The sequence below is a fragment of the Moorena sp. SIO3B2 genome (assembly GCF_010692525.1).
GTDB classification, from domain to species: Bacteria; Cyanobacteriota; Cyanobacteriia; order Cyanobacteriales; family Coleofasciculaceae; genus Moorena; species Moorena producens.
Window position 1 is genome coordinate 17,322 of the sequence record NZ_JAAHHE010000070.1, and the last position, 10,058, is coordinate 27,379.

The 10,058-nt window shown below is 45.8% G+C and carries 9 protein-coding genes; 6 read left to right on the top strand and 3 right to left on the bottom strand.

The features are described from left to right. The first annotated feature begins 241 nt into the window (after nucleotides 1-241). The 3 genes from F6K38_RS17095 to F6K38_RS44240 all read left to right on the top strand — a co-directional run bounded on the left by F6K38_RS17095 (nucleotide 242) and on the right by F6K38_RS44240 (nucleotide 4,040). Nucleotides 242-2,629, top strand: a complete 2,388-nt coding sequence (locus F6K38_RS17095) for an ATP-dependent Clp protease ATP-binding subunit (protein ID WP_287357005.1) — start codon at nucleotides 242-244, stop codon at nucleotides 2,627-2,629. 163 nt (nucleotides 2,630-2,792) lie between these two features. Beyond that, nucleotides 2,793-3,917, top strand: a complete 1,125-nt coding sequence (gene aroB, locus F6K38_RS17100; RefSeq protein WP_009149367.1) for a 3-dehydroquinate synthase — start codon at nucleotides 2,793-2,795, stop codon at nucleotides 3,915-3,917. A gap of 15 nt (nucleotides 3,918-3,932) precedes the next feature. After that, a complete protein-coding gene (locus F6K38_RS44240) occupies nucleotides 3,933-4,040 on the top strand; it encodes an AraC family transcriptional regulator (protein ID WP_071986925.1) in 108 nt (35 codons plus the stop codon). A 104-nt stretch (nucleotides 4,041-4,144) separates the two neighbouring features. On the opposite strand, the gene F6K38_RS17105 is transcribed toward F6K38_RS44240, so the two are convergent. After that, nucleotides 4,145-4,309 (bottom strand): hypothetical protein, encoded by a 165-nt coding sequence (locus F6K38_RS17105; protein ID WP_287357007.1) that lies wholly within the window; start codon nucleotides 4,307-4,309, stop codon nucleotides 4,145-4,147. A gap of 428 nt (nucleotides 4,310-4,737) precedes the next feature. Between F6K38_RS17105 and F6K38_RS17110 the strand changes: the two genes are divergently transcribed. Further along, complete coding sequence (locus F6K38_RS17110) at nucleotides 4,738-5,403, top strand: hypothetical protein (RefSeq protein ID WP_009149370.1); 666 nt, start codon at nucleotides 4,738-4,740, stop codon at nucleotides 5,401-5,403. Between the two features lie 11 nt (nucleotides 5,404-5,414). Here the strand turns inward: F6K38_RS17110 and F6K38_RS17115 are convergent, their stop codons facing one another. Then, nucleotides 5,415-5,693, bottom strand: a complete 279-nt coding sequence (locus tag F6K38_RS17115) for a lipopolysaccharide assembly protein LapA domain-containing protein (protein WP_009149372.1) — start codon at nucleotides 5,691-5,693, stop codon at nucleotides 5,415-5,417. A gap of 286 nt (nucleotides 5,694-5,979) precedes the next feature. On the opposite strand from F6K38_RS17115, the gene F6K38_RS17120 reads away from it, so the two are divergent. Beyond that, nucleotides 5,980-6,558 (top strand): Uma2 family endonuclease, encoded by a 579-nt coding sequence (locus F6K38_RS17120; protein ID WP_009149374.1) that lies wholly within the window; start codon nucleotides 5,980-5,982, stop codon nucleotides 6,556-6,558. Nucleotides 6,559-6,828: 270 nt separating this feature from the next. Here the strand turns inward: F6K38_RS17120 and F6K38_RS17125 are convergent, their stop codons facing one another. Next, nucleotides 6,829-7,155: a VOC family protein gene (locus F6K38_RS17125; RefSeq protein ID WP_287357009.1), complete on the bottom strand. Its 327-nt coding sequence runs from the start codon at nucleotides 7,153-7,155 to the stop codon at nucleotides 6,829-6,831. Nucleotides 7,156-7,592: 437 nt separating this feature from the next. On the opposite strand from F6K38_RS17125, the gene F6K38_RS17130 reads away from it, so the two are divergent. Further along, on the top strand, nucleotides 7,593-8,939 hold the full coding sequence (locus tag F6K38_RS17130; RefSeq protein ID WP_009149380.1) for an RNA-guided endonuclease InsQ/TnpB family protein: 1,347 nt from the start codon (nucleotides 7,593-7,595) through the stop codon (nucleotides 8,937-8,939). The last annotated feature ends 1,119 nt before the right edge of the window (nucleotides 8,940-10,058 follow it).

The following is a 10,058-nucleotide window of genomic DNA, read 5'->3' on the forward strand; positions in this document are numbered from 1 at the left end:
ATGCTGACAGCTGAATGCTGACAGCTGAATGCTGACGGCTGAATGCTGACATGTTTCCCTACCTAAGCGATCGCTCTAGGTGTTGGTTGTTGCTATTGGCGGCAACCACTCCTCAAGATTACGGTTCTACCGACTGCTGAGTTTAAGCACAGATGGGTACATTGATGGAAGTAAAGTACATAAAACTTTACACCAGGGTGATCTCTCACCCACTGCTTAAATTCGGTAAGGTGAACCGGGGATGTTTGAACATTTTACAGATAAAGCGATCAAATCCATCATGCTGGCTCAGGAGGAAACCCGTCGCTTGGGACACAGCCTCGTAGGAACTGAGCAATTGCTGTTGGGTTTGATTGCACAACGAACAGCTGTGGCAGCCAGAGTGCTGAGGGATTTTGGTGTTACCCTCGAAGATGCTCGCTACTCGGTGGAAAACACTGTGGGTAGGGGTTCGAGAATGGTTAGCTCAGAACTTCCTTTCACCCCCAAAGCCAAAGAAGTTTTCCAGCAATCTTTCCAGGAAGCTAAGCAACTTGGACACAACTACATCGATACTGAACATTTGTTGCTAGCTATCATTCAAGACAGAAACAGCGTTGCCAGTCAAGTACTGGTCAACCTGGGTGTAGACTTAACAGAATTACGCACCCATGTCAACAGTTCCATAGCAGAATTAACAGCAGCAACGACTGCTAAGGGAAAAGGTTCCTCGTTTATCGGGAATACTCAAAACCAGAAAGCTACCTTAGAAGAATTTGGGACTAATCTGACTAAGTTAGCTGCAGAGGGCAAACTGGATCCGGTGGTTGGTCGTCAGCAGGAAATCGAGCGGGTGGTGCAGATTTTAGGTCGTCGTAGCAAGAATAACCCCATATTACTGGGGGAACCTGGAGTCGGGAAAACTGCGATCGCAGAAGGTCTAGCCCAACGGATTGTATCTCAAGATGTTCCAGACCTGTTGGCAGACAAACAAGTGATTAGCCTAGATATGGCTTTATTGGTTTCTGGTACTCGCTTCCGGGGAGACTTTGAAGAACGGCTCAAGCAGGTTGTGTCTGAAGTCCAGCAATCCGGGAATATTATCCTAGTAATTGACGAAATTCACACCTTAGTTGGTGCAGGCTCCTTAGAAGGGGGTATGGATGCGGCTAATCTGCTTAAGCCTGCTCTAGCTAGAGGTGAACTCCAGTGCTTGGGAGCTACTACTCTCGATGAATACCGCAAGTATATTGAGAAAGACGCAGCACTAGAACGTCGTTTCCAGCCAGTCATGGTCTCGGAACCCTCTGTAGAGGATACCATTGACATACTCCATGGTTTGCGCTCAACCTACGAGGAGTATCACAAAGTCCAGATTTCCGACCAAGCGTTACTGGCTGCAGCTCAATTATCAGACCGCTATATCTCGGACCGCTATTTACCCGACAAAGCCATTGACCTGATTGACGAAGCTGGGAGTCGGGTTCACTTGATGCACTCAAAGCCTTCTTCAAGGGCTAGAGCAGAATCAGAGTGGGAGAGTGAGGGAATTGAAGGTAAGTTATCTCCATCCCCAACTATTCCGATTGTGGATCAAGAAGACATTGCTCAAATCGTCGCGTCTTGGACTGGGATACCGGTCAATAAACTGACGGAATCTGAATCAGCTCTGCTGCTGCACTTGGAAGAAACCTTGCATGAGCGGATCATTGGTCAAGACGAAGCTGTTACTGCTGTGTCTCGGGCAATTCGTCGGGCAAGAGTTGGATTAAAGGATCCCAATCGACCGATTGCTAGCTTTATCTTCTCTGGTCCGACTGGAGTTGGTAAGACAGAACTGGCTAAATCTTTGGCTTCCTACCTGTTTGGGTCAGAAGACAAGATGATTCGCCTTGACATGTCGGAATATATGGAACGCCACACTGTTTCCAAGCTCATTGGTTCTCCCCCAGGGTTCGTGGGTTACGACGAAGGCGGTCAACTTACTGAAGCCGTGCGACGCCAGCCTTACTCGGTGGTACTATTTGACGAAATCGAGAAAGCTCACCCTGACGTTTTCAATGTACTGTTGCAACTGTTAGATGATGGTCGCTTAACCGATGCTAGAGGTCGTACTGTAGATTTCAAGAACACAATATTAATCATGACCTCCAACATCGGTTCTAAAGTGATTGAAAAAGGAGGTAGTGTTTTTGGCTTTGAGTCGTCAAAAACCTATGAGGAGTCTAGGTACAACCAGATCCGCACTCAGGTCAATGAAAATCTGAAAGACTATTTCCGTCCTGAGTTCCTCAACCGCCTTGACGATATAATTGTCTTCCGTCAGCTCAAGAAGAATGAAGTTAAGGAAATTGCGGAAATTCTGCTTCAGGAAATCTCTAGCTCTATACAAGAGAAAGGAATTATCCTGGAAGTCACAGAGGCTTTCAAGGACCACTTAGTCAAAGCAGGCTACGAACCGAGCTATGGTGCTAGACCTCTACGACGGGCAATTATGAGCCTGTTAGAAGATAGCTTAGCCGAAGCCATGCTATCTGGTCAGATTCAAGAGGGGGATACAGCAGTTGTTGATGTGGATGATCACGGTCAGGTCACCGTATTATCTGCAAACGCCCAAAAGAGGCTGCGGCAACCAGTTGGGGTTTGCTAGTGCCAAGGAATGATGCCAAATTTCGTTAAAGCCTGGACTTTAAAGGCTGGATCTGTAGAGGGGTTGCCTGCAATCCCTCTAACATATATCTACATCTACTATAAAAGATACAAAAAGTAGATATATACAGCGCCATAGTTAACCAGGAAAAAGGCTCCTCCTCATGAAGTTAGTTATTCCCGTTGCTCTACCAGAACATTCCTATGATATTGCGATCGCACAACACCTTCCTGATGGCAAGATGACCACAGGTGGCTTAGATGATATTGGGGTTTGGATGAGCCGTCTACAGTTGGGCAAAAAAGTTTTAGTGGTATCTAATCCAGCAATTTTCCGCAGATATGGGAAAAGAGCGATCGCAGCCTTGGAGTTAGTGGGATATCAGGTATCCAGCCTTACCCTGCCTGCTGGTGAACGATACAAAACTGTCAAATCTATCCAAAAGATCTATGATGTTGCCCTAGAAAACCGCCTAGAACGCTCCTCGACTCTAGTGGCATTGGGCGGTGGGGTAATTGGGGATATGACAGGATTTGCAGCTGCTACTTGGCTAAGGGGAATTAATTTCGTCCAGGTACCCACATCGCTGTTGGCCATGGTTGATGCTTCAGTTGGTGGCAAGACTGGGGTCAATCACCCCAAGGGCAAAAACTTGATTGGTGCCTTCCATCAACCACAATTTGTCTTAATTGACCCCTCGGTCTTAAAAACATTGCCAGCCCGAGAATTGCGAGCAGGGATGGCAGAAGTGATTAAGTATGGGATTATCTGGGATGAAGAGCTATTTGTGAAACTAGAGGAATCGAAGCGACTTGACCAATTGCGTTACCTGAAAAAGGATTTATTAGAAACAATTCTGTCTCGGTCTTGTCAAGCTAAAGCGGATGTGGTAAGCCAGGATGAGAAAGAAGCTGGGATTAGAGCTATTTTGAACTATGGTCACACCATTGGTCATGCCGTAGAAAGCTTAACTGGCTACAAGTTAGTGAATCATGGGGAAGCCGTAGCGATTGGAATGGTAGCGGCAGGGCAGATTGCTGTGGGACTCCAGATGTGGCAGCCAGAAGAGGCCGAACGCCAGGATGCTTTAATCGCAAAAGCTGGACTACCTACTAAGTTACCCAGTGGGCTAGATATTGATGCCATTATTGATACCCTGCAAACGGATAAGAAGGTAAAAGACGGTAAGGTAAGATTTGTTTTGCCTACCAAGATTGGTGAAGTAACCTTGACAGATCAGGTGCCAACTGATCTGATTAGGGAAGTGCTTCGGCAAATGCAGCTATAGCAAAGGGAATCGGGAGTGGGGAATCGGGAATCGGGAATCGGGAATCGGGAATCGGGAGTGGGGAATCGGGAATCGGGAATCGGGAATCGGGAGTCGGGAATCGGGAGTCGCTTACAAGGGTAGGTTTTTGAGAAAGGGGTGAGTAGGTACTTTTATAGCACTACCCATTAAGCTTAGGACATTCCTAAACTCTGAAACTTAGTCATAGCTTACTTCTGACTTCTGACTCAAGAACCTTGCTGACTTGCGCGTAGCGCTATATTACGTATAAATTCCTCAAAATATGTATCACCATACACAATAATTTCCCGGATAATTATCCCCATTTCCCGCTTTTCCCGATTCCCCACTCCCGATTCCCCACTCCCGACTCCCGATTCCCGATTCCCCACTCCCGATTCCCCACTCCCAACTCAAATGTCAAGGTTTGATAACTTGCTCAAAACATCTATCGAAGATGCTATGAAACCATTGAGAACCGGCCAAAGGGTTGACCCCTCATGTCACTCAATTCCTGACTGGGTAAGACTCTCCCCAGGTTACCCTAGGGGGCGGAAAGGATTTGCCCACACCATTATCCATAGCAATTAGGGAAAGTTGATCGAGAAATCGCAAAATTTTGAAAATGAGCTAGGGTAGACATTGGCACCAATCTAGATTTCAATTTAGGGTTAGGTTGCCATTGACACACGAAAATTACCCAAAGCTATGGGCAAAGGGCTTATTGCCCCACGTTAAGGGTGAAATTAACAAAAAAATATGCGACCTTAGCAGTAGTGGCAATTCGTTGTAATTCGGTTCCAGTTGAGAGGCAATATTAATGAGTGATGGTATGGCATTCCTGACGGGGGCTGCCTTTGCCGGAATGGCAGCATTGTTTCTCCTCAAAGGAGGAGGCAATATGGTGGCGAATAACCTTCCCTCTTCCCAACCCTTCCAAATTTCCCCTAACAATCCCTATAATTCCCCTTACACAGATCAACCGCCAAACCAGGCTCTAGCTTCACCGAACTTAAATAATTTAAATAATAATTTAAATAATATGCTCAATGTTGAACAGCAGCGGCGGGACACTGAGCAGCTCAAAGCTATGGTTGAGCAACAACGAGCTGAAACTGAACAGCTCAAAGCCCAACTTCACAATCAGCAGTTACTGCTAGACAATCTAACTGCTCAGGTTGATGCCAGTGTGATCAGGGCTCCTGAGCAACTAATCCCTAATCGTAAAACTACTAATGAAACCGCAAATACCCTCATGTCAGGAATACTTTGGGGACTTGGCGGTATGGCGGTAACCATTGGTGGTGGTGCCGTTGTGATTGGCGGGTTAGCCTTGATATCACGACCACAGCGTCCTCCTCGTACAACTTACGTGGTCCAACACCCCTACTCTAGTGCTCCTCCTTCCCTACCAGCGAGACGGCGCTCTGAGTTTATGTCTCATCAATATGATGATAGACTTTATGACCGGATGGACTACGAATAGATTGTCCAAGTCTACTCATCGTAGTATAGGTCATCCTCAGAGTCTAGGAATTTCAAGGATTTCCCCAAAAGCTGCCACACTAGAGGTGCGATCGCTCCCCCAAGAAGACCAATACCAACGCTAACAGCCAAAACAACACCGATTGGCAGATCAATTGACTCGAAGACTAAAAACTTCACGGATACTTCCGTGATATTTTGGATCGAGAAAATAGCGATCGCGCCAATCCAAATAGCAACTATCAGAGATGTCAGAAGTAAGCCAAGTTTTATGATCTGGGAATAGTTCATTATGGTAACTAGTTAATGGTGACTAGTTCGACTCTATTTATTATTTTTTCTAGCACAGTAGCCCTTTGAATACCTGATTCTGTCAACAGTAGGTGTAGGGTGGGCAAATAATTTTAGTTTCACCAAAAGTACAGTTATCATCGACATGCAGCCCACCCTACTGACTCTGGTGTAGGGTGGGCAAATAATTATAGTTTCACCAAAAGTACAGTTCTCATCTCCCTTTGCCCACCCTACTGACTGACTATGTCACAATGGCTGGTAAGGATAGCCGGAGGTGAGAGCGATGCCCCAACTACTCGACCAAACCACCGATCAACGCATCGTACATGATGGCACCTGGGAACAGTTTAAGTTGATCCAGAAGGGCTTTGATGGTTCTCCTGGTGTTCGGCTGTTTTACTTTGATGGGATAATCGAGATTCTGATGCCAGGACGAGAACATGAAATTTTTGCCAGTATCATCGGTTACTTAATCACAACCTTTCTGACGGAAAAGGGCATTTTGTTTCAGCCAACTCGCTCAATGACTCAGGAAAAAGAAGGCGTCGCCTCTGCCCAAGCTGACGATTCTTACTGCATCGGTAGTGTTAAGCCAATTCCAGATTTGTCCATTGAAGTGGTTTTTAGTAGTGGTGGCATCAGCAAGTTAGAACGTTATCAAGCTTTAGGTGTTCCAGAGGTTTGGTTTTGGGAAGATGGATTACTAAAGCTTTATCATCTTCAAGATGGCAGTTATGTCCCCATCGAGCGTAGCTTGCTACCCGGACTGAGTGAATTGGATCTTGATTGGTTCAGACACTGTGTTTTGATGGCGGAAACCGATGCGGGAGAAGCGATTAGAGCGTTTCGTAGGCAGATTTAGGGTAAGCTGTCAGCTGTCAGCTTTCAGCTAAAGCGCTACGCGCACGCTACGCGAACAGCGATGAGTTGGGTAGGGTGGGCTGCGTCATGATAGTTTCACCAAAAGTACAGTAATCATTGACATGCAGCCCACCCTACAAAAGCGATTGGCCGTAGGCCACGCTACGCGATCGCACTAATAACCTTCAACCTCATAACCTTGGCCAAAAGGCCACGCTACGCGAACAACCAACTAACCTTCAACCTGATAACCCAAAAAAAATAGTTCCCTCTAGACTGGCCCCACCACATGGCTGTCGTAAAAGCTAATTATGTTTCCTGAAGGTTCAGAGACATCAAACACACTGTGTATTCGCCCTTCGCGAATTTCGCTCGGTGCATAGCCAGCCTCTTGCAGGGCGACTTGTTGAGCCTTCAAATCATCAACCATCAGATCAAAACTCGCTTGTCCTGGTGCCGCTTCAGGTTTATTTCTAAGCACCAGATGGGTTCCCCCTCTCAATTCAAGTACTGCTAACTCTTGAAATTCAGCAACCTTAAGCATTCCCACAAACTCGAAGAAGTCGAGAGATTTTTTGAACTCTGAAACGTTTAACAAGATAGGGGAGGCAAGAGGGGGCGAAATTCCCCCACCTCGTCCAGGTGTTGAAGTTACCGTAAGGATAGTGGAGCCTTAATCAAAAAGTTTTAACCCTTTTATACATAACCGACCAACCATAAAGGCTCCACTATCCTAAGGTTTCGTTTCTGGGATGGATAGCCCCTTCAAATGCCAGAGACCTGTTTCCTTACCCAACTCTCTATATATTCTCCAACGCTTACCCCGGAGTCTTCAGCCGACAATTGCAACCATTTCCAAGTAGTATCTGTTAACCAGATTCCGTGTTGTCTTTTTAGCTCGTCATAATGAGCGGGTGCTCCCCTCATTCTTTTCTGAGGCTTTTTCCTTTTTGTGCTTGACATTTGTATTTACCATCAACTATACTAAAATAATATCAGCCCAAGCACGAAGATTTCAAGGAGGTGGTTTCATTCATGGCGAATCTCAGACATACATTTCGTCTGTATCCTAACAAAACAGCTGCGTCAAAGATGTTTTACGCGAGAAAAATGCACCAGTTGCTTTATAACGCTGGGATAGGCGATCGCCGCTATGAATGGAAAGCAAATAAAAAGTCCATAGGATATCTTGATCAACAAAACTGCTTGCCCGCCTTCAAGGAATGTTGGCCGGAGTACAAGGAGTTATATAGTACTTCCTTGCAAGCGACCCTTAAGAGGGTAGACCTGGCATATAATCGCTTCTTTCTTGGGTTAAGTGAAATTCCCAAATATAAGCCAATTCGGAAATACTCCGGATGGACTTATCCCAGTAAGGCTGGTTGGAAGGCTAATACTGACGGAAAAGATGGAACTTTGACGTTGAATGACCTCGGACTCACTATAAAGATGCGTGGTCAGGCCAAGTTTTGGGGGACACCAACGACTCTAACAATTACGTACAAGTCTAGTGTAAACGCTTGGTATGCTTCAATAACCGTTAAAGTAGAAACCCCCGACACTAAATATGGTTCAGGATCTGACTTAACGTACGAGAAAATCGTAGCCTATGACTTAGGGACTGAAACAGCAATCACAGCTTTCAACGGCAGCGAGTTTGAGGAGATAGCCAACCAGCGTTTTACGAAGACTCTAGAGCCTAAAGTGAAGGCCGCCGGGAAGGAAAAGCGCAGGAAGCAGGCTCCTAATTTCAAAAAAAGTATAAAGGCGTCTAAGCGTTGGAAAAAAGCCAACAAAAAAGAATCCCAACTAAAGAGGAAAGCGGGTAACGCGCGTAAAGATTGGCAACACAAGGTTACATCAGATTTATCTAGTCGTTATGACATCGGCGTAACCGAGAAGCTCAATACGAAAGGAATGACCCGGAAAGCCAAGAAAGGGTCGAAAAGAAGGAAACAAAAAGCTGGATTAAACAAAGCCATTCTGGATGTAGGATTCGGTACTCTCAATAAAATGCTGACCTACAAAATCGAACTCAAAGGCGGAATTGTTCTTCAACTACCGACTAGACAACTAAAGCCATCTCAGCGTTGTCCAGAATGTGGAAAGGTTCACAAAGACTGGGCTGAACTGTCGAATAGATACCACGTCTGTGATATTTGCGGCTTTGGGTTCGATAGAGACAAGACAAGCGCAATAGTGATGTTCAATGCAGCATTAGGAAAACAGCCGGGGTACGGTGCTGACCTCGATAAACGTGGATTTTCTAGCTCTACTTCAAAGACCAGAAAGCATACTGGATCAATGAAGCAACTGGGAAAGATGAAGCGTCAAAAATCACGCTCTAAGGATGGGGTAGCTGACACCCCGTCCTGGCCGTAGGCCACGCTACGCGAACGAACAGGGCGGGGTAGTTCATGCTAACATGCCCAATCCAAATAGGAGGGCGTTGATCTGACTGTGGATTATTTGGAGTCATGGTTCTTACTCTAAAACGGTTGGATATTGTTCAAATTTCTGTGAAGTAAGCATTCAGCTGTCAGGTGTCAGCTAATGGGCTATGCGCACGCTACGCGAACAGTTGGGTAGGGTGGGCTGCGTCATGATCGTTTCTACAAAAGTACAGTAATCATCGACCTTTGCCCACCCGACAAAAGCGATTACGCACCGACGCACGCTAAGCGATCGCACTTTCTATTCTTATTAATCTATCAATCTTAAATTCTCCTCTTATTAATCTATCAATCTTAAATTCTCCCGTTTGCCCATTGCGCACCGGCCCACGCTACGCTGGGTTTATTTTAAGCTGACGGCTGACAGCTGACAGCTGACTGCTTACATAACCTTCAACCAACTAACCTTCAACCTGATAACCTTCAACCTGATAACCTTCAACCTGATAACCTTCAACCAACTAACCTTCAACCAACTAACCTTCAACTAACTAACCTTCAACCAACTAACCTTCAACCAACTAACCCCAAAAAAATAGCCGCAGAAATACTTTCCACGGCTAGGAATTTTCGCTTATGCACTCAATTTTATCACCTATCTGTTCGCGTCGCAAACAGACCGGAGCCTTTGTCCGTAAGCATTCAGCTATCAGCTATCAGCATTCAGTAGTGGTGTCGGGTGGGCAAATAATCATAGTTTCACCATTTGTACAGTTATCATTGATATTTGTCCACCCTACAAAGCTATCTGTTCGCTATCAGCATTCAGTAGTGGTGTAGGGTGGGCAAATAATCATAGTTTCACCATTTGTACAGTTATCATCGACCTTTGCCCACCCTACAAAGCGCGATATTTCTACTGACGGCTGACGGCTGACGGCTGACGGCTAACCTTTGGCCAGGGGGGAAACCCCCCCAGAAATTTAAGGTCTTAACGCCAAATCCAATATCTGATCATAATCGTAATAAATTCTCCTGGATTTCCCGTCGGCTGAAGAGGACCCCAGTCAGTAAGTTGAGCGTAGCCCAAGCCATTAAGGATATACAC

Bases quoted from the DNA above. Each gene is read 5' to 3' on its own strand.
- F6K38_RS17130 (WP_009149380.1), top strand. From the start codon at position 7,593: ATGGCGAATCTCAGACATACATTTCGTCTGTATCCTAACAAAACAGCT.
- aroB (WP_009149367.1), top strand. From the start codon at position 2,793: ATGAAGTTAGTTATTCCCGTTGCTCTACCAGAACATTCCTATGATATT.
- F6K38_RS17095 (WP_287357005.1), top strand. From the start codon at position 242: ATGTTTGAACATTTTACAGATAAAGCGATCAAATCCATCATGCTGGCT.
- F6K38_RS17115 (WP_009149372.1), bottom strand. From the start codon at position 5,693: ATGAACTATTCCCAGATCATAAAACTTGGCTTACTTCTGACATCTCTG.
- F6K38_RS17120 (WP_009149374.1), top strand. From the start codon at position 5,980: ATGCCCCAACTACTCGACCAAACCACCGATCAACGCATCGTACATGAT.
- F6K38_RS17110 (WP_009149370.1), top strand. From the start codon at position 4,738: ATGAGTGATGGTATGGCATTCCTGACGGGGGCTGCCTTTGCCGGAATG.